An 18,044-nucleotide genomic window follows, 5' to 3' on the forward strand; every position below is an offset into this window, starting at 1 on the left:
GGGACTGCGCCGGGCCGGGCGCAGCGGGACTGCGCCGGGCCGGGCGGCGGCATGTTCAGAAGGACAGCGGCCGAGGCCGGTCCACCACCTGCGGGGACGCGTCGCCCAGCACCCAGCGCATCGTGCCGTCGATGAACTCGGTCGGGAACCCGGGCCGGAAGCCGCTGACCGCGTCCAGCCGGGCCACTGCCTCGGCGGGCAGCGCGAGGCCGGCCGCGCCGAGGTTGTCGGTGAGCTGCTCGACGTTCCGGGCGCCGATGATGGGCAGTACCGCGGGGGACTTGGCCATGGTCCAGGCGATCGCGACCTGGGACGGCGTGGCGCCCAGCTCGTCGGCGACGTCCTGGACGGCCTGGGCGGCGGCGTGGTCCTCGGCGCTGATGCCGTCCGCGGCGAGACGCGTCGAAACCCCCTCCCCGGGGCCGCCCGGACGCGTGTACTTGCCGGACAGCAGACCGCTCTGCAGCGGCCCCCAGGCCGTCACCGACAGGCCGAAGGCCTCGGCGAACGGCAGGAGTTCGCGTTCGATGTCGCGGTTCACCACGCTGTACGGGACCTGGATCGCGGACACCGGGGTCCAGCCGCGCAGCAGCGCGAGGGTATGCATGTGCGAGACCACCCAGGCGGGCGTGTCCGAGATGCCGACGTGCAGCACCTTGCCGGCCCGGACCGCGTCGTCGAGGGCCCGCAGGGTCTCCTCGACCGGCGTGTTGGCGTCCCAGATGTGCACCCAGTACACGTCGATGTAGTCGGTCCGCAGCCGCCGCAGGCTGGTCTCCAGCGACAGCCGCAGGTTCTTGCGCTGGTTGCCGCCCGCATTGGGGTCGGCCCCGCCGCGCGACACGGTGTACTTGGTGGACAGGACGAGGCTGTCGCGGCGGCCCTCGACCGCCTCGCCGACGATGTGCTCGCTCTCGCCGCCGCGGTAGTTGATCGCGGTGTCGATGGTGTTGCCGCCCGCTTCGACGTAGGTGTCGATGATGCGCCGGGCCTCCTTGGGCGGGCATCCGACGCCGCCCTGCTCGCCGAACGTCATGGCGCCCAGGACGAGTTCGGATACCCGCAGGCCGGTTTTGCCCAGCAGTCGGTACTGCATGTGTGGTTCCCCCTGTGATCACGGCAGGCATTGCCTGCCCCCGGAACGCGCCCGGGTGCAAGGGGATTCCCGTCAGTCCAGGCCGAGTCCGGTCCACACGCGCGCGACCTGGTCCGCGACCAGGACGAGGACCGCGCCCAGCGTGCCGGTGAACGCGGTGATCAGGCCGGCCGCCGCCCACAGCCGCCCGGACCGGTCCGGTGCGGACTGGTGCACGACCGGAAGGCAGAGCGTCACGGCCGCGCCGGCGCCCAGCAGCGAGGCGAAGAGGCCGAGGACCGCCCACAGCGGCGACCCGCCCTTGCCGCCGGGCAGCCCCTGCCAGAGCAGGAACATGCCGAGCAGGGCAAGGATCCACGCGGCCGCGAGCGTGGCAGCCCGGAAGATGCGACCGGCCGGGTCAAAGGGAGCCGCAGCACCGAGACCCTCGGCGGCAGCGGGGGCCTCGGCTGCATCAAGAGAGGACGCCTGCGCCGGGTCGGCCGCGGGGACGGGCTCGGGTGTCCGGCGGGGCCGCATCGCGTCCGTCAGCGCGCCGAATACGGAGGTGACCGGCGCGGGGACTCTGCCTGCTTCGGCGCCTCTGCCGGCCTCGCCGGAATCACCGTTCAGGCCGTTCGGGCCGCTCACGCCGTTCGCGCTCTTCGGGCCGCGACGGATCGCTTCGGACACCGGACCTCCCAGCGTGGCGGGACCGCATGCCCGGCCGTCATGCCGCAGCATCCGATTTGTTCTGATTAGAAGCTAATTGTGGGCAGGGAATCGGGCAGCCGGGAGTACGCCACGCGGGTGAAGGAGCGAATTGGGACAATCCATGATGTGTGCGGATTTGCTCTTCTGTGTGGTCGACGTCAAATCCCACCAATTTGGGTAACTGGTCCGTCACACTCACTCTGCGGCATCACCGCATGTCACCCCGGCGGGTCGCGGCGCCCTTCCGCGGCCGGGCCCGCCTTCACGCGGCTTTTAGGTGTGCCGACCATCCGGTTGCGAGTTGTGGACCGCTGTGCGACCTGTCTAGCGTTCCCCCGGTTTCGCCAGCCAGGTGAAACCCGCCGACCGGTACGCCGAATCCCGTCCCCGGTCGTGGCGCATGCACTGCCTTCCGGACGGGAGCGGGGGAACCAAGTGATACGCCGTACCCGGGTCACCGGGTCCGGCTTGGGGTGAAGCCGCGTTGCACGCGGCCGGGCCGCTCCGGTCCGAATCCGACAGCTCACCTCGCAGGCGGCAGGAGAGGAACGACTTCATGCTGTCTGCCAACAGCTTCCGCTGCCTGGTGGCCGCGGCCGGCATAGCCGGCCTGGGTGCCGCCATCCCCGCCACCGCCGCGCAGGCCACGCCGGTCCCCGCGACCTTCCAGGCCGCCGCCGTCTCTTCGGCCCCCGACTACACCGTCGACGCCGCCGGCGCCGCGGCCGCGCCGACCGCCGCGGCCTCCGCCGACTACACCGTCGTCTCCGGCGACACCCTGTCCGAGATCGCCGCGGCGAAGGACATCGCCGGCGGCTGGCCCGCGCTGTACGAGGCCAACCGCGCACTGCTGACCCAGGGTCCGGACTGGATCTACGTCGGCCAGGTCCTCAAGCTCGCGGGCGTCGCCCCGGCCGCCCAGCCCAAGGCCGAGAAGCCCGCCGCGCCCAAGGCGCCGGCCGCGAAGCTCACCGTGGACGCCCCCAAGGCCGCCCCGGCCCCCAAGGCCCCGGCCAAGAGCACCGCCGAGAAGCCCGCGCAGCTCAAGACCGACGTCGCCAAGAGCAGTGCCGTCGCCGCGAAGGCCCCGGCGCCGAAGAGCGCCCCGGTCAAGCAGACCGCGCCGAAGGCCTCGACCGCGGACACCGCGCAGCAGCCCGCCCCGGCCGCCGCGTCCGGCAAGGCCGCCACCGCGATCGCCTACGCCCGCGCCCAGCTGGGCAAGCCGTACCAGTACGGCGCGGCCGGCCCGAACGCGTTCGACTGCTCGGGCCTCATGCAGGCCGCGTGGAAGGCCGCCGGGGTCTCGCTGCCCCGCGTCACCACCGACCAGATCAACGCCGGCACCCGCGTGTCGACGTCCAGCCTGAAGCCCGGCGACCTGGTCTTCTACTACTCGGGCATCAGCCACGTCGGCATGTACATCGGCGACGGCAAGATCATCCACGCGCCGAACTCGCGCAGCGTGGTCAAGATCGTCGCGGTCGACTCCATGCCGATCGCCGGTGCGGTCCGCGTCGGCTGACCTGCCGCGCCCCGAACCTCTCCGCAGCACCTGCAGCAGCTCCGTACGGGGCGGTGGACGCGTTCTCAGCCGCGTCGGCCGCCCCGTGCGGGTTTTCCGCGTCCGGCGTACGCTGCCGGGCTGATGCCCAGCATCTTGCGGAAGTGCCGGTTCAGGTGCGACTGGTCGAAGAACCCGGCCAGCCCCGCGACCTCGGCCGGCCGGCGGCCGTCCAGCAGCAGCCCCCGGGCCAGTTCGACCCGCCGCCCGGTCAGATAGCGGTGCGGCGGCAGGCCGTGCTCGCGCGTGAACGACCGCACCAGGTGGGCGGGATGCGCATGCAGCAGCGCGGACGCCTCCTCCAGCGTGACGCCCTGCGGCATCCGGGCGTCCAGCAACTCGCGCAGCTGATGTGCGAGCCGGGCGTCCCGGCGGACCGGCTCGGCGGCCTCGGGGCGGTCCAGGTGGTGCACCAGCCGCTCGCGGATCAGCGCCAGCCGGCTCGCCGCCTCGAGCGGATGGTCCGGCACTTCGAGCACCGCGTGCAGTTGGCCGATCCGCTCGCCCAGCAGCGGGTCCGCCAGCGTCGGATCGTCGACCGCGCGGCCGATCAGCCGGCCGTCCAGCATCGGCGCGTCCAGATACAGCACGCGCTTGCGGAAGCCCTCCGGATGCACGGTCCGGCCGTCGTGCGGGACCTGAGGCGGCAGCACCGAGACCGTGGACGGCAGCGCGCCGTGCTCGTGCCGGTCCAGCCCGTACCGCACCGCGCCGTCGTCGACGATCAGCAGCGTCCAGGTGTCGTGCGTGTGCTTCGGATAGACGTGCTCGGTGAAGTGCGCGTGGAAGACCTCGCTGATCCCGGGCACGTCGGGGCGCCACGCGGAGATGTCCGCCCGGGGCACCGCAGGTCCGGCCACGTCAAGAACGTACAAGACGCGCCCGCCGGCCGGCGGGGAAGGTGGCCGGGTGACGAAGAACGACGAGACACCCCGGCCCGCCACCAAGATCGCCGTCCTGCTGCGCGACGACCTGCCCGCCTGGCAGCGCCTCAACGCCACCGCATTCCTGGTCAGCGGCATCGCCGCGGCCTGCGGCGAGCTGATCGGCGAACCCTACGAGGACGCCGACGGCACCGAGTACCTCCCGATGTTCGGCCAGCCGGTGCTGGTGTTCGAAGGCGGCAAGGACCTGCTCACCGCGGCGCACGCCCGGGCGGTGGACCGCGGTCTGGGCATGGCCGTCTTCACCTCCGAGCTGTTCGCCACCGGCAACGACGCCGACAACCGGGCGGCGGTGCGGGCCGTGCCGCGGGCCGGCCTCGATCTGGTCGGCATCGCGGTGCACGGCCCGCGCAACTCCGTCGACAAGGCGCTCAAGGGCGCTCGGATGCATCCCTGACGCGGTCGGAAGCCGGGGCGGCGGCCGGGGCCGGGGACGAGGTCGCGGACGGGGCGGCGGGGAGTGCGGTGAGGTGCCGGATCGGCGACCGGAACACCGGGACGAACGCCACTGCCATGAACACCGCCCCGGCCCACAACGCCGCCCGGGGCGAGGCGAGTTCGCCGACCGCGCCGGAGACCGCGGCACCCACCGCGACCGCGCCGGTCAGGACGAAGTGGAACGTCGCGTTCATCCGGCCGAGCAGGGCGTCCGGGGTACGCGCCTGCCGCAGGCTCACGCCCAGGACGTTGTCGACGCCCATCCGCGCGGTGGTCAGGAACCACCCCAGGACGGCTGCCGCCATCGCGGGACCCGTGCCGACCAGCGGGATCAGCAGCGCGGCGGGCGCCAGGACCAGGCCGGCCAGCCGTATCGTGCGGCCGAACCCGAGCCGCCGGGCGACCGGCCGCGCCGCGCGGGCGCCGGCCAGCACCCCGGCCCCGCCGACCGCCAGATAGAGCCCCAAAGCGCCTGCGGAAAGCCCGAGTTCGTCGGTGAACACGAGCGGCATCATGGTGTTGGCGAACTGCGCGCCGAAGTTCGTCAGCATCGCGGTGAGGACCAGCGCCCGCAGTTCGGGGCTGCCGAAGACGTGGCGCATGCCCTCGGCGACGTCGGTGCGGAGCCGCGGGCGGGCCGGCTTCACGGCGGGCGCATCTGCCGCGGAGCCGCCGGTTGCGGGGGAGTCCTGCACAGTGGAGCCCTGCGCGGGGGAGTCCGGCGCCGGGCCGCCCGCAGTCGGATCGGCCGCGCGGCCGTACCGCATGCGCGCCAACTGCCAGGCGGAGCCCAGGTATCCGGCCACCGTGCAGAGCGCCGCCGCCGGGGCGCCGAAGAGCTGGACGACGCCGCCGCCCGCGCCGCGGCCGCCGATGCTGCCTGCCGCCTGCAGCGTCACCAGGGCCGTATTGGCCTGCACCAGGCCGGCGCGGCCGACCACCGACGGCAGTACCGATTGCGCGGCGATGTTGAAGAACACCGTCGCCGCGCCGCTGAGCAGCACGACCGCGAACAGCTGCCACAGCGTCAGGACCCCGCACCACCACGCGATCGGCACCGAGGCGAACAGCGCCGCGCGCACCACGTCGGCCGCGATCAGCACCCCGCGGTGCGGCAGCCGGTCCACCCATGCCCCGGCCGGCAGGCCGATGAGCAGGAACGCGGCGGTGTCCAACGCTGCCAAGGCACCGACCTGGCCTGGTCCCGCGTCCAGCGCGAGCACCGCGATGAGCGGTACGGCGACGGCGGCGATGTTCGCACCGGCCAGACTGAACGCGCTCGCGGCGAACAATGTGCGGAAGTCGCGTACCCGCCACGGCGAGGAGCCGGCCGCATCAACAGCGGCGGCGGGCCGGGGATCGGGACGGGGACCGGGTTCGGGGGCGCCGGGACGCGTCCCGGCGGAGGGCTGGAGCATCCCCGTACCCTGCCCGGCACCCCTCGGCGCGTCGAATGATTTAGTCTCGGCTGAATGCTGGGGATCGAGTTCACCGTCGAGGACGTCGCCCGGACCCGCTTCGCGCTGTCTCCCTTATGGGAAGTCGTCGCGAGCATCCGCGTGTTGAAGGGCAGCGACGCCGAGGGCATGCACCGCCCATGGGCCGACGAGGTCCGCCCGCGCCTGGCCGCCGCCGGGGCCGACCTGGCCCCGCTCTTCGACCTCGTCCCGGTGCCGACCCTGACGCTGCCCGCCTTCCTCGGCGCGCCGCCCACCCTGTCGCAGCCCTCGCTCGACGTCGAACTCGCCGCCTTGCGGGCCACCCCGCCGGAGCGCATCGACGGCTCCGACGGCATCCCGCCCGCGCGCATCGACGCGCTGCGCGCCGACCCGGACCGGGCCCTCGGCGAACTCGCCGACGCCGTCACGGCGTACTGGGAAATCGCCCTCGCGCCCTACTGGCCGCGCATCCTCACGCTGCTCGAAGGCGACATCCTCTACCGCGCCCGGCGCCTCGCGGACGGCGGCGCCTACCGGCTCTTCGACGACCTGGACCCCGGCATCAGCTGGGACGACGGCACGCTGCGCCTGGCGATGCGCTTCTGCCGCGGAGTCCGCCGCCTGGACGGCCGCGGACTGCTGCTCAACCCGTCGGTCTTCGTCTGGCCGCGCGTCTTCTCGCTGATCGGCGGCCCGTGGCAGCCGACCGTGCGCTACCCGCCGCGCGGCATCGCGAGCCTGTGGACGCCGACGGCGTCCGCACCCTCCGCGGCGCTGGCCGCGGTCCTGGGGCGCAGCCGCGCCCTGCTGCTCGGCGAACTCGCGGCACCCGCCTCGACGACCGATCTGGCCCGCCGCACCGGGCTCACCCCGGGCGGCGTCTCGCAGCACCTCACCGCCTTGCGCGACGCCCGCCTGGTCAGCGCGCACCGCACCGGCCGGACCGTGCTGTACGCGCGGACCAGGATCGCCGAGGCGCTGCTCGCGGAGCAGCCGTGACCCCGGCCCGGGCTGCGGCAGGCCGCCGTCCTACTCCGCCAGCGCGTCGAGGATCTGCTGCCCGTATTTGGCCAGCTTGTTCTCGCCGACCCCGCTGATCCCGGCCAGCGCCTCCAGCGTGGCGGGCCCGGCCGTGGCGATCTCGCGCAGCGTGGCGTCGTGGAAGATGACGTACGCCGGGACGCCCTGCTCCTTCGCGGTCGCCGACCGCCACGCGCGCAGCCGCTCGAAGACCGGCACGGCCGCCTCGGGCAGGTCCGCGGGCGCCGCCTTGGCCTTGCCCGACGAGCCCGATCCGCCGGACGACTTCGCCCGGGTGCGCTCCGGTTCGCGGCGCAGCATGACCTCGCGCCGCTGCCCGAGCACCTCGCCGCTCGCCTCGGTCAGCGCCAGCGTGCCGTACTCGCCCTCGACCGCAAGGAGGCCCTGCGCGAGGAGCTGGCGGACCACGCCGCGCCAGGCGTTGTCGTCCAGATCGGCGCCGACCCCGAAGACGCTGAGCGTGTCGTGGTCGAACTTGATGACGTTGGCGGTCTTCTTGCCGCGCAGGATGTCGATGACCTGCCCGGCGCCGAACTTCTGGCGGCGCTCCTTGGCCAGCCGGAACACCGTGGACAGCAGCTTCTGCGCGGCGATCGTGCCGTCCCACGACGCGGGCGGCGCCAGGCAGGTGTCGCAGTTGCCGCAGGGCGCGCCCTTCTCGCCGAAGTACGCGAGCAGTTGCACGCGGCGGCACTCGACCGTCTCGCACAGCGCGAGCATCGCGTCGACATGCGCGGACAGCCGGCGGCGGTGCGCCTGGTCGCCCTCCGAGCCGTCGATCATCTTGCGCTGCTGCACGACGTCCTGCAGGCCGTACGCCAGCCACGCGGTGGACGGCAGGCCGTCGCGGCCCGCGCGCCCGGTCTCCTGGTAGTAGCCCTCGACCGACTTGGGCAGGTCCAGGTGCGCCACGAAGCGCACGTCCGGCTTGTCGATGCCCATGCCGAACGCGATGGTCGCGACCATCACCACGCCGTCCTCGCGCAGGAACCGGGACTGGTTCTCGGCGCGGGTCCGGGCGTCCAGGCCCGCGTGGTACGGGAGTGCGGTGATGCCGCTCTGCACCAGGAACTCGGCGGTCTTCTCCACCGAGGCGCGCGACAGGCAGTACACGATGCCCGCGTCGTCGGGGTGCTCCTCGCGGAGCAGGCGGAGCAGCTGCTTCTTGGGGTCCTGCTTGCCCTCGATGCGGTACTGGATGTTCGGCCGGTCGAAGCTCGCCACGAAATGCTTCGCGTCGACCAGGTTGAGGCGGCCCGCGATCTCGTCGTGGGTGGCCGGGGTGGCGGTCGCGGTCAGGGCGACGCGCGGGATGTCCGGCCAGCGCTCGTGGAGTTCGGACAGCGCGAGGTAGTCGGGGCGGAAGTCGTGGCCCCACTGCGCCACGCAGTGCGCCTCGTCGATCGCGAAGAGGGAGATCTTCCCGCGGTCGAGCAGCCGGACGGTCGCTTCCACGCGCAGCCGCTCGGGGGCGAGGTAGAGCAGGTCCAACTCGCCCGACAGGAAGGCCTTCTCGACCTCCTGCCGCTCGTGCGGCATCTGCGTGGAGTTGAGGAACCCGGCGCGTACGCCGAGCGCGTTGAGGGTGTCGACCTGGTCCTGCATGAGCGCGATCAGCGGCGAGATGACCACGCCGACGCCGTCGCGCACGAGCGCGGGGATCTGGTAGCAGAGCGACTTGCCGCCGCCGGTCGGCATCAGGACGAGCGCGTCGCCGCCGGCCACGACGTGGGAGATGATCTCCTGTTGGTCGCCGCGGAATGAGTCGTAGCCGAAGACGCGTTGCAGGACTTCATGTGCGGCGTCCGGGCTGCCGACCGGGGCTGGCGTACTCATCCGGACAGTCTAGGGAGTCCTGGTGCGGGGGTGACGCAAACGTCCACAGGCGGTTAGTTAGGCTTACCTAAGTAGGTGCGCGCCTCGCGTGTGCCCGCACCCCACGTACCTGCACGTACCTGCACCACAGAGGAGCCATCCGTGAGCACCACGACCAGTGCGCCCACTCCCGCGCCCAAGGGCCGTGCGGTCATCGAGCTGCAGGTGCGCGAGGCCCGGCGCATCACGCCGCACATGATCCGCGTGGTCGCGGGCGGGGACGAGTTCTCCCGCTTCGTCGACAACGGCTACTCCGACGCGTACGTCAAGATCCTGTTCCCGCGGCCCGGGGTCACCTACCCCGAGCCCCTCGACATGCAGGTCGTGCGCGCCCAAATGCCGCGCGAGGACTGGCCGGTGACCCGCACGTACACCGTGCGCGCCCTCGACCCGGCGGCCCGCGAGATCACCATCGACTTCGTGTACCACGGCGACGAGGGCCTGGCCGGCCCGTGGGCGGCGGCCGCGCAGCCCGGCGACCGGCTCCTGCTGCTCGGCCCGGGCGGTGCGTACGCCCCGTCCGCGGACGCCGACTGGCACCTGTTCGTCGGCGACGAGAGCGCGCTGCCGGCGATCGGCGCCTCGCTGGCCCGGGTGCCCGCAGGCGTGCCGGCCCGCGCGCTGATCGAGATCGACTCGCCCGAGGAGGAGCAGGAGCTCGACTCGCCCGGCGACCTGAAGATCACCTGGCTGCACCGCTCGGCGGGCGCCCCCGCACTGCCCGACGCGCTGGCCGCCGCGGAGTTCCTGCCGGGCCGCGTGCACGCCTTCGTGCACGGCGAAGCGGACACGGTGAAGGAGATGCGCCGCCACCTGCTGGGCGAGCGCGGCGTGGCGCGCGAGGACCTGTCGATCTCGGGCTATTGGCGCCGCGGCCGCACCGAAGACGGCTTCCAGGCCGACAAAGCCGCCGAACGCGAAGCGGAGAACAAGCAGCAGTAACAAGCAGCAGTAACAAGCAGCAGTAACAAGCAGCAGTAACAAGCAGCAGTAACAAGCAGCAGTAAAGGGGAGGAGGGCGAGTCGGGGGAGCAGGGGCGCGGGCGACCAGGAGTCACGCTGCAGAACCCTTGTCATTGCACGATGACGCGCCTACGCTCCGGGCGTTCGGCTTGATCGACTTCGCGCGGTCGGGCGCTCCGGTCAGGCGGAAAGGCGGCGGCATGCCCGAGGCAGCTCCGCGACCGGCGGCCGCGCCGTTCGCGGCCGGGTCGGTCTCCCTGCGCATCTACCCGCACAACGAACTCGACGCCCCGGGCATCGCCGCCCAGCTCCTCGGCCACGCCGCACTGGCCGCCGAGGCCGGGTTCGACGGCGTCATGACCAGCGAGCACCACGGCGGCTTCGCCGGCTACCTGCCCAATCCGCTGCAGGTCGCGGGCTGGATGCTGGACGCGATGCCGGCCGGCTGGGCGGCCGCCTGCCCGGTCCTGCTGCCGCTGCGCCCGCCCGCGCTGCTGGCCGAGGAAGCCGCCTGGCTTGCCGTGCGGCACCCGGGTCGGGTCGGTCTAGGTGTCGCGCCCGGCGCCCTCGGACTCGACTTCCGGGTCATGGACGCCGACCTCGCCGACGCCGTGCCGCGCTTCCGCACCGGGCTGCCGCGGCTGGCCGCCATGCTGCGCGGCGAGGACCTCGGCGATCTGGCGGGCGACCGCGCCCTCGCCGCCTGCGCGGACCGCCCGGTCCCGGTGCTGAGCACCGCGATGAGCCCGGCCGCGGTCCGCCGCGCCGCCGGAGCCGGGACCGGCATCCTCTACGACGGCGCCTCCGACCCGGCCAGGCTTCGCGACCTGACGCAGCGTTACACGGACGCCGGCGGGACGGGCGCCCGCGTGCTGATCCGCCGCGTCTGGCTCGGCGACCCGCCGCGCGAGGCCTTCGAACGCCAGCACGTCATCTACCAGTCGTACTCGGCCGACGCCGCCCGGGAGCACTGGCGCGGCACCGGGTTCATCTGCCGCGACGACCCCGCCGAACTGGCCGCGGACCTCGCCGCCGCGCTGCGCGACACCGGCGCGACCTGCCTCAACCTCCGCGTGCAGGTCCCCGGCGTGAGCGCCGGGGCGGCCCGCGATCAGATACGCGCCCTCGGTGCGCACGTGCTCCCGCTGCTGCGCACCGCGATCCGTCCCGAGCCCGAGGAGTCCGCATGATCACCGACAGGCTGCGCCTGGACGGCCGTTCCGTCATCGTCTCGGGCGCGGGCGGCGGCGGCATCGGGACCTCCTGCGCGCGGGCGCTGGCCGAGGCCGGTGCCGTGGTCGTCGCGGTGGACCGGGACCAGGACCGGCTCGACGCGCTCGACCTGCCCGGCGAGACCGTCCTGGTCCGGGCCGACATCGGCACGGCCGAGGGGGTCGCGGAAGTCGTCGCGGCCGCCCCCGGCGTACTGCACGGCCTCGTCAACGTCGTCGGCGGCAGCCTCCTGCCGCACTGGGCGCCGGCCCTGGACTTCGCGCGGGAGCAGTGGGACGCCTCGCTCGACCTCAACCTGCACCACGTGATGTTCCTGTCCCAGGCCGTCGCACGCCGCATGGTCGACCAGGAGTCCGGCGGGTCGATCGCGACGATCGCCTCGACCGGCGGCGTGGTGGCCGCGCCGTACCACGTCGCCTACGGCACGGCGAAGGCCGCGGTCCTCGGCCTGACCCGGACGCTCGCCGTCGAATGGGGGCAGTACGGCATCCGCGTCAACGCCGTCGCGGCCGGCTCGATCACCACGCCGCGCGCCACCAGCACCGTCCAGGACCCCGGACTCGCCGGACGCGGCGTGCCGATGCGCCGCCGCGGCACCCCGGAAGACGTCGCCGCGGCCGTGCTGTTCCTGGTCTCCGACCTGTCCGCGTACACCACCGGCGCGGTGCTGCCCGTCGACGGCGGTGCGCTGCAGCGGCTCGGGCTGTTCGACGACGACAACGTGCCGGTGCACGTCACCAACCCGCAGATCCTCGCGCGTATCCGCGGCACGGACGGCTGAGCCCCGGCCGCGGAGCGCGGGCGGCCGTCGGAGCAGCCGGGTAGCGTCGGCAAGGAGAGCCAGGCCGCCCCGCCGCGACCCCGAGGAGCACCATGTCCACGTCTCCCGAGCAGCCCCTGCACGGCAAGGTCGCACTGGTCGCGGGCGCCACGCGCGGGGCGGGACGCGGCATCGCCGTGCAGCTCGGCGCGGCCGGCGCCACCGTCTACGCGACCGGCCGGAGCACGCGCGGCAAGCGCTCCGAGTACGACCGGGCCGAGACCATCGAGGAGACCGCCGAGCTCGCCACCGCGGCGGGCGGCAGCGGCATCGCGGTGCCCACCGACCACCTGGAGCCCGACCAGGTCCGGGCCCTCGCCGAGCGCATCGAGGCGGAGCAAGGCCGCCTGGACGTCCTGGTCAACGACGTCTGGGGCGGCGAGAAGCTCTTCGAGTGGGAGAACCCGGTCTGGGAGCACGACCTGGACAACGGCCTGCGGCTGCTCCGCCTGGCGATCGACACGCACGCCATCACCAGCCACTTCCTGCTGCCGCTCCTGCTGCGCCGGCCGGGCGGCCTGGTGGTCGAGATGACCGACGGCACGCTCGCGTACAACCAGGCGAACTACCGCAACTCCTTCTTCTACGACATCGCCAAGTCGGCGGTCCTGCGCATGGGCTTCGCGCTCGGGCACGAACTCGGCCCGCGCGGCGCGACCGCGGTCGCGCTCACGCCGGGCTGGCTGCGCTCCGAGATGATGCTGGACGCCTTCGGCGTGACCGAGGACAACTGGCGCGACGCCCTGGAGCGCGTACCGCACTTCGGGATCAGCGAGACCCCGCACTACGTCGGCCGCGCGGTCGCCGCGCTGGCCGCCGACCCGGAAGTGGCGCGCTGGAACGGGCAGTCGCTCTCCAGCGGGCAGCTCGCCCGGGAGTACGGCTTCACCGACCTGGACGGCAGCCGCCCGGACGCCTGGCGCTACATGGTCGAGGTGCAGGACCCCGGCAAGCCCGCCGACGCGTCCGGCTACCGCTGAGCGCGCCCGGCAAACCAGGTGCGGACCGGCGTCACCGCGGCCAGGGCCAGGGTCAGGCCCGCGGTCCACAGCACCTGCTCGCGGGTCGCCGGGTCGCGCAGCATGAGCACCAGCACCGCCGCGATGCCGGCCAGCGCCAGCCAGCTCAGGTACGGGAAGCCCCACATGCGGACCGGGAGTTCGCCGCCGTTCTCGCGCTCCAGGCGGTACCGCAGCCGCAGTTGCGAGGCGGCGATCAGGCCCCACACCACGAGCAGGACCGCGCCGACCGCGTTCAGCATGTAGGTGAAGACGGTGTCCTCCCATACGAAGCTGAACACCACCGAGACGAAGCCGAAGGCCACCGACGCCAGCACGGTCAGATACGGCACGCGGCGCCGCGACAGCTTGAGCAGCGCCCGCGGACCCTCGCCGCGGCCGCACAGCGAGAACAGCATGCGCGAGGTGTTGTAGACGTTGGCGTTCATCGCCGAGACCAGGGCGAGCAGCACGATGACGTTCATGATCTGCCCGGCGCCCGCGATACCGATCCGGTCCAGCACCGCGGTGTACGGGCTGGCCCCGACCTCCGCCGCGTCCCACGGCAGCAGCGTCACCACGACCGCCATCGAGCCGATGTAGAACAGCGCGATCCGCCACACCGCGGTGCGCACCGCCCGGGCCACCGCACCGCGCGGGTCGTCGGACTCCGCAGCCGCGATCGTCACGACCTCGAGGCCGCCGAACGCGAACACCGCGGCCAGCAGGCCGGTGACCACCCCGGCCCAGCCGTTCGGCAGGAAACCGCCGTCGCCGGTCAGATTCGCGAACCCGACCGGGTCGGTGTCCGGCAGCACCCCGAAGATGGCGAGTGCGCCCAGCCCGAGGAAGAGCACGATCGCGGCCACCTTGATGCCCGCGAACCAGAACTCCACCTCGCCGAAGAACCCGACACTGGCCAGGTTCGCGAGCGTCACCACGACCATGAGCACCAGCACGAACGACCACTCGGGCACGGCCGGCAGCCATCCGGCGAGGATCTTGGCGGCGCCGATCGCCTCGACCGCGACACCCATCGCGATCAGCGCCCAGTACAGCCACCCGGTGGTGAACCCGGCCGACCGGCCCAGCGCGCGCTCGGCGTACACCGAGAAGGACCCGCTGGCCGGCATCGCCGCGGCCATCTCGCCGAGCATCCGCATGACCAGCATGATCAGCGCGCCGGCCAGCACGTACGAGATGAGGATGGCCGGCCCGGCGGCCGCGATCCCGGCACCCGACCCGACGAACAGCCCGGCGCCGATGACCCCGCCGAGCGCCATCATCGAAAGGTGCCGCTGCTTGAGGCCGCCGCCGAGCGCCTGGGGAGCCGCGGGTTCGGCGAGCGCGGGCGCGAGTACGGCTGCGGAGGCGGGGGACGACGGTTCGGATGCGGCCGGTGCCGCGGGTGCGGCGGCCTTTGCGGGAGCGGGCATGGCGGAGCTACCGAAATCTGAGCGGAGATGGATGTACCTCACCACCATGGACTGATCGCCCGAATCGCCAAAACTCGGACGCAATCTGTCTCGCATGGTGGGATTTACCCAGGAAAGGGCCTGCCGATCCAGGACTTTCGGCACTCGCCCGGGGGCGGCGCAGTTCTCCGGAATCCGCGAGTGGGCGGTGGCCGCCGCGAAGATCTTTCTTCCGCGGAGTTCGCTATGCGGAAAGAACCTTTCCTATATGGCTTCTAGATTTCTGGATGTCGGGAAGAGCGCGAGCGCGGAACACGCACAAGGGAGAACGCAATGATCCTGGTCATCGGTGGCACCGGACACTTCGGGCGCGAGACCGTCGAGGCGCTGGCCGCAGCGGGCGAGCCGGTCCGGGTCCTCAGCCGGAACCCGGAGCGCGCCGGTCTGCCGGACGGCGTCGAGGTGGTCCGCGGCGACCTGGCCGACCCCGGCACGCTGGCCCCCGCGCTGGCCGGGGCGGACCGGATGCTCATGGTCCTGCCGTACGGTGCGGATGCGTCCGCGCTGCTCGCCGCGGCCCGCGAGGCCGGCCTGCGGAAGATCGTGTTCCTGTCCTCGGGTGCGGTCGTCGACGGTGCCGAGCCGCAGCCGGACGTCATCGCCGCCTACCACGCGGACGTCGAACGGGCGGTTGCCGCGACCGGCATCGAGCACACGTTCCTGCGGCTGTTCTTCCCGGCGGTCAACTCGCTGAGCTTCGCGATGCAGATGGGCGGCGGCAACGACGTCATCCGGGCCCCGTACGCCGATGCGGCGAGCGCGCCGGTCCACGAGCGCGACGTCGCGGACGCCGCCGTGCGGGTGCTCACCACGGACGGGCACGCGGGCCGGACGTACGCGCTCACCGGCTCGGAGTCGCTCACCCAGGCCGAGCAGGTGCACATCCTCGGCGAGACGCTGGGCCGCCCGCTGGTCTTCGACGAGCTGCCGGACGCCCCGGTGCGCGAGCAGATGGCTCAGTTCATGGACGCCGACTTCGTGAACGCCCTGTTCGACCTGCTGGCCGGCACGGTCGGCAAGCCCGCGGAGATCACCGAGACCCTGGAGCAGCTCATCGGGCGGGCGCCGCGCACCTACGCGCAGTGGGCGGCGGACCACACCGCGGACTTCCCGGCCGCCTGACCAGGGGGTACGAACATGCGTTGGGCCTGTCCCGGCCGGGACAGGCCCCTCGCACGACCGGTCGTGCGCCCGCGCATCGCCCCGCGCGTCACGTCCGCGGCGAGGCCATGGTCCCGGTGGACGCCTCGATGTCCGCGGCCGCGGCGTGCAGCAGCCGGTGCGCCAAGTCGGACAGCGCCCGCGCACAGGCGAGCTCGTCGCCGATCTGCGGCACGTCCATGTCGTCCGGGTGCTTGCGGGCATTACCCCAGCCCCGGAGCGACGTATTGGAGTCCGTGGTCAGACGGGCCTCGGCGTGCGTGCGCACCGTGATGGCCCCGTCGGACTCCTCGACTCCGGTCTTCTCCGTCAGGTAGATGTCGACGGTCCAGTGCTTCATGTCGGACATGGCTCCCACCTCCGCATGCGGGCCCCGCACTTCCAGTGTGGCCCTATATGCGGCGGCGGGAGCCGTCCGATCATCAGCGCCGTGCACGGTTCATCAGCGGCGTGCACGGTTCAGGAGCGGAGCGTCAGGAGCGGCGCCCCAGCCGGTCCATCAGCATCATGCCGTCGTTGCTGAGCACGAGCCCGGCGACCGAGTTGCCGTGGAAGACCGTGAGGCGGCCCTCCTGGTACGGCCAGATCGGGATGTCCTTGGCAGCCTGCGCGGCCATCGCCGTGTAGGCGGTCCGCCGCTGGTCCGGGTCGCTGGTCTTGCGGCCCTGGTCGAGGGCGGCGTCGACGGCCTGGTTCTTGTAGCCGAGGAAGTTCGTCGGGCTGGTGCTGTGCATGTAGCTGTAGCCCATCGGCTCGATGTCCGAGATCATCCAGTTGTACAGCGCCGCCTCGTAGGCGCGGTTGATGCGGACCGCCTGGGTGAACGCGACGATCGCCATCGGCTGGACCGTGACCTTGATGTTCTTCAGGCCGATCAGCTGCGACTGGATGTACTCGCCGGTGCGGGTCGCCTGGTTGTTCTGCGGCAGCAGGTAGGTGAAGCTCAACGGCTTGCCCTCGGCGGCCAGTTCGTCCAGCAGGCGCTGCGCCTCGACGCGGTTGGCGGACGGCACCGCCGGGGCGTCCGCGGCGACCAGCGGGCTGCCCGCCGGGAACAGGCTGTTGGTCGGCACGCCCTGGCCGTTGAACGCGACCTTGTTGATCTCGTTCGCGTCCAGTGCGAGCGCGACCGCCTTGCGGGCCCGCGGGTCGTCGAACGGCGGCTTGGCGTTGTTGAACGCGACCGCCTCGCCCACGATCACCGAGACCGAAACGGTACCGAGCCCCTTGGCCTGCGCCTTCGCGGCGTCGGTGGCGCTGCCGGTCACCTTGAGGTCCCGCTGGCCGGTGGCGACCGCGTTGAGCGCCTGCTCGCTGTCCGACAGGACCCGGAAGGTGACCTTGTCGAGCGCCGGCTTGTCCGCGCCCTGCCAGTACTTCGGGTTCTTGGTGAGCGTCATGTGGCTGTCGCGCACCCACTCGGTCATGACGAACGGGCCCGCGCCGACCGGCTTGGTGGCGAACGCGACCGGGTCCTTCTGCAGCGCGGTCGGGGAGCCGATGAACGCCAGCGACGAGGCCACCACGCGGTCGAAGTTCGCGTTCGGCGCCTTGAGCGTCACGCGCAGCGTGAGCGGGTCGACGACCTCGGTCTTGTCGATGGCGGCGGCCGAACCGGCCACGATCGAGCGGCGCTCGGGGTTCTTGTGCTCGTCCCAGAACCACTTCACCGCGGCCGCGTCGTACGGCGTGTCGTCGGTGAACTTGACGTTGGGCTTGATCTTCAGCGTCCACACCGCGCCGGTGGCGTCCGGCGTGAGGCTCTCGCCGATCTGCGCAATGGCCTTGCCGGTCTTGGGCTCGCTGTAGAACAGCGAGTCGTAGACGGCGTTCAGCCGCGAGTTCTCGGTGTAGTAGTTGCTGAGCGCACCGAACGGGTCGATCTTGGCCATGTCGGTGACCACGATGACCTCGAGGGCGCCGCCGGCCTTCGCCGCCGACGCCGCCGCCGACGGGTTGCTGTCCCCGCCCTTGCTGCCGCCTCCCCCACAGGCGGCAGCAAGAAGGCCGGCCAGCGCCGCGGCGGCCGCCGCCAAGGTGCGGCTGCGGCGGCGCCGGAGCGGACCGGCCGGGCGTTGTTCCCGGGCACGGGAGGATCTTTCGGCAGTTCGGGGGCTGCCGGGCATCGCTGGTGACATCGAGTACGTCCTTCCGGGAGGAGCAGGACAGAACTGCTGCGGCGGGGCCGCACGGAACCGGACGATCCTGTTCCGCATAGCTCCGAGGCCGCGTCGATCACGCTTGCGGGCGCACGGGCATGCCTAGCTGACGCTGCATCAGATGTCTACGGGGTACGGCTGGGTA

The 18,044-nt window shown here is 72.6% G+C and carries 16 protein-coding genes and 1 riboswitch; of the genes, 8 read left to right on the forward strand and 8 right to left on the reverse strand.

Annotation, left to right across the window (positions count from 1 at the left end):
• Positions 1 to 55: 55 nt before the first annotated feature.
• Both LZ495_RS33050 and LZ495_RS33055 read right to left on the reverse strand, forming a co-directional pair.
• Positions 56 to 1,096 (reverse strand): aldo/keto reductase, encoded by a 1,041-nt coding sequence (locus tag LZ495_RS33050; protein WP_235056737.1) that lies wholly within the window; start codon positions 1,094 to 1,096, stop codon positions 56 to 58.
• Positions 1,097 to 1,168: 72 nt separating this feature from the next.
• Positions 1,169 to 1,768, reverse strand: coding sequence for a hypothetical protein (locus LZ495_RS33055; protein WP_235056738.1), 600 nt, complete (start codon positions 1,766 to 1,768; stop codon positions 1,169 to 1,171).
• Between the two features lie 417 nt (positions 1,769 to 2,185).
• A riboswitch (cyclic di-AMP (ydaO/yuaA leader) is annotated at positions 2,186 to 2,340 on the forward strand.
• 5 nt (positions 2,341 to 2,345) lie between these two features.
• On the opposite strand from LZ495_RS33055, the gene LZ495_RS33060 reads away from it, so the two are divergent.
• Positions 2,346 to 3,314 (forward strand): C40 family peptidase, encoded by a 969-nt coding sequence (locus tag LZ495_RS33060; protein WP_235056739.1) that lies wholly within the window; start codon positions 2,346 to 2,348, stop codon positions 3,312 to 3,314.
• 65 nt (positions 3,315 to 3,379) lie between these two features.
• On the opposite strand, the gene LZ495_RS33065 is transcribed toward LZ495_RS33060, so the two are convergent.
• Entirely contained in the window at positions 3,380 to 4,213 is an 834-nt protein-coding gene (locus tag LZ495_RS33065) for a helix-turn-helix transcriptional regulator (protein WP_235056740.1), read from the reverse strand.
• Here LZ495_RS33065 and LZ495_RS33070 point away from each other — a divergent pair.
• Positions 4,182 to 4,694: a DUF2000 family protein gene (locus tag LZ495_RS33070; RefSeq protein ID WP_372498676.1), complete on the forward strand. Its 513-nt coding sequence runs from the start codon at positions 4,182 to 4,184 to the stop codon at positions 4,692 to 4,694. The two genes, LZ495_RS33065 and LZ495_RS33070, sit on opposite strands and share 32 nt — an antisense overlap.
• Here LZ495_RS33070 and LZ495_RS33075 read toward each other — a convergent pair.
• Positions 4,669 to 6,153 carry an MFS transporter gene (locus LZ495_RS33075; protein ID WP_235056742.1) on the reverse strand — a complete coding sequence of 495 codons (1,485 nt, stop codon included), beginning with the start codon at positions 6,151 to 6,153 and terminating at the stop codon, positions 4,669 to 4,671. The two genes, LZ495_RS33070 and LZ495_RS33075, sit on opposite strands and share 26 nt — an antisense overlap.
• Positions 6,154 to 6,207: 54 nt before the next feature.
• Between LZ495_RS33075 and LZ495_RS33080 the strand changes: the two genes are divergently transcribed.
• Entirely contained in the window at positions 6,208 to 7,173 is a 966-nt protein-coding gene (locus LZ495_RS33080; protein WP_235056743.1) for an ArsR/SmtB family transcription factor, read from the forward strand.
• Positions 7,174 to 7,203: 30 nt separating this feature from the next.
• Here LZ495_RS33080 and recQ read toward each other — a convergent pair whose 3' ends face one another.
• Complete coding sequence (gene recQ, locus LZ495_RS33085) at positions 7,204 to 9,051, reverse strand: DNA helicase RecQ (protein ID WP_235056744.1); 1,848 nt, start codon at positions 9,049 to 9,051, stop codon at positions 7,204 to 7,206.
• Between the two features lie 141 nt (positions 9,052 to 9,192).
• Here recQ and LZ495_RS33090 point away from each other — a divergent pair, with 141 nt between their 5' ends.
• The 4 genes from LZ495_RS33090 (at position 9,193) to LZ495_RS33105 (ending at position 13,086) form a co-directional block, all read left to right on the forward strand.
• Positions 9,193 to 10,032: a siderophore-interacting protein gene (locus LZ495_RS33090; protein WP_372498677.1), complete on the forward strand. Its 840-nt coding sequence runs from the start codon at positions 9,193 to 9,195 to the stop codon at positions 10,030 to 10,032.
• A 221-nt stretch (positions 10,033 to 10,253) separates the two neighbouring features.
• Positions 10,254 to 11,243: an LLM class flavin-dependent oxidoreductase gene (locus LZ495_RS33095; RefSeq protein WP_235056745.1), complete on the forward strand. Its 990-nt coding sequence runs from the start codon at positions 10,254 to 10,256 to the stop codon at positions 11,241 to 11,243.
• Complete coding sequence (locus tag LZ495_RS33100; protein WP_235056746.1) at positions 11,240 to 12,067, forward strand: SDR family NAD(P)-dependent oxidoreductase; 828 nt, start codon at positions 11,240 to 11,242, stop codon at positions 12,065 to 12,067. The genes LZ495_RS33095 and LZ495_RS33100 overlap by 4 nt, the downstream gene beginning before the upstream one ends.
• A gap of 92 nt (positions 12,068 to 12,159) precedes the next feature.
• Positions 12,160 to 13,086, forward strand: coding sequence for an SDR family oxidoreductase (locus tag LZ495_RS33105; protein WP_235056747.1), 927 nt, complete (start codon positions 12,160 to 12,162; stop codon positions 13,084 to 13,086).
• On the opposite strand, the gene LZ495_RS33110 is transcribed toward LZ495_RS33105, so the two are convergent.
• Complete coding sequence (locus LZ495_RS33110) at positions 13,077 to 14,540, reverse strand: amino acid permease (protein WP_235056748.1); 1,464 nt, start codon at positions 14,538 to 14,540, stop codon at positions 13,077 to 13,079. The two genes, LZ495_RS33105 and LZ495_RS33110, sit on opposite strands and share 10 nt — an antisense overlap.
• 312 nt (positions 14,541 to 14,852) lie before the next feature.
• On the opposite strand from LZ495_RS33110, the gene LZ495_RS33115 reads away from it, so the two are divergent.
• Complete coding sequence (locus tag LZ495_RS33115; RefSeq protein ID WP_235056749.1) at positions 14,853 to 15,701, forward strand: NmrA family NAD(P)-binding protein; 849 nt, start codon at positions 14,853 to 14,855, stop codon at positions 15,699 to 15,701.
• 88 nt (positions 15,702 to 15,789) lie between these two features.
• Here LZ495_RS33115 and LZ495_RS33120 read toward each other — a convergent pair whose 3' ends face one another.
• Both LZ495_RS33120 and LZ495_RS33125 read right to left on the reverse strand, forming a co-directional pair.
• Positions 15,790 to 16,089, reverse strand: a complete 300-nt coding sequence (locus tag LZ495_RS33120; protein WP_235056750.1) for a DUF1876 domain-containing protein — start codon at positions 16,087 to 16,089, stop codon at positions 15,790 to 15,792.
• 124 nt (positions 16,090 to 16,213) lie between these two features.
• Complete coding sequence (locus LZ495_RS33125; protein ID WP_235056751.1) at positions 16,214 to 17,776, reverse strand: ABC transporter substrate-binding protein; 1,563 nt, start codon at positions 17,774 to 17,776, stop codon at positions 16,214 to 16,216.
• Between the last annotated feature and the right edge of the window lie 268 nt (positions 17,777 to 18,044).

This window comes from Yinghuangia soli (genome assembly GCF_021502675.1).
GTDB classification, from domain to species: domain Bacteria; phylum Actinomycetota; class Actinomycetes; order Streptomycetales; family Streptomycetaceae; genus Yinghuangia; species Yinghuangia soli.

Coding starts and splice junctions, on each gene's coding strand:
- LZ495_RS33070 (WP_372498676.1), top strand. CDS start 4,182: ATGTCCGCCCGGGGCACCGCAGGTCCGGCCACGTCAAGAACGTACAAG.
- LZ495_RS33060 (WP_235056739.1), top strand. CDS start 2,346: ATGCTGTCTGCCAACAGCTTCCGCTGCCTGGTGGCCGCGGCCGGCATA.
- LZ495_RS33105 (WP_235056747.1), top strand. CDS start 12,160: ATGTCCACGTCTCCCGAGCAGCCCCTGCACGGCAAGGTCGCACTGGTC.
- LZ495_RS33110 (WP_235056748.1), bottom strand. CDS start 14,540: ATGCCCGCTCCCGCAAAGGCCGCCGCACCCGCGGCACCGGCCGCATCC.
- LZ495_RS33075 (WP_235056742.1), bottom strand. CDS start 6,153: ATGCTCCAGCCCTCCGCCGGGACGCGTCCCGGCGCCCCCGAACCCGGT.
- LZ495_RS33050 (WP_235056737.1), bottom strand. CDS start 1,096: ATGCAGTACCGACTGCTGGGCAAAACCGGCCTGCGGGTATCCGAACTC.
- recQ (WP_235056744.1), bottom strand. CDS start 9,051: ATGAGTACGCCAGCCCCGGTCGGCAGCCCGGACGCCGCACATGAAGTC.
- LZ495_RS33120 (WP_235056750.1), bottom strand. CDS start 16,089: ATGTCCGACATGAAGCACTGGACCGTCGACATCTACCTGACGGAGAAG.
- LZ495_RS33100 (WP_235056746.1), top strand. CDS start 11,240: ATGATCACCGACAGGCTGCGCCTGGACGGCCGTTCCGTCATCGTCTCG.
- LZ495_RS33095 (WP_235056745.1), top strand. CDS start 10,254: ATGCCCGAGGCAGCTCCGCGACCGGCGGCCGCGCCGTTCGCGGCCGGG.
- LZ495_RS33080 (WP_235056743.1), top strand. CDS start 6,208: ATGCTGGGGATCGAGTTCACCGTCGAGGACGTCGCCCGGACCCGCTTC.
- LZ495_RS33115 (WP_235056749.1), top strand. CDS start 14,853: ATGATCCTGGTCATCGGTGGCACCGGACACTTCGGGCGCGAGACCGTC.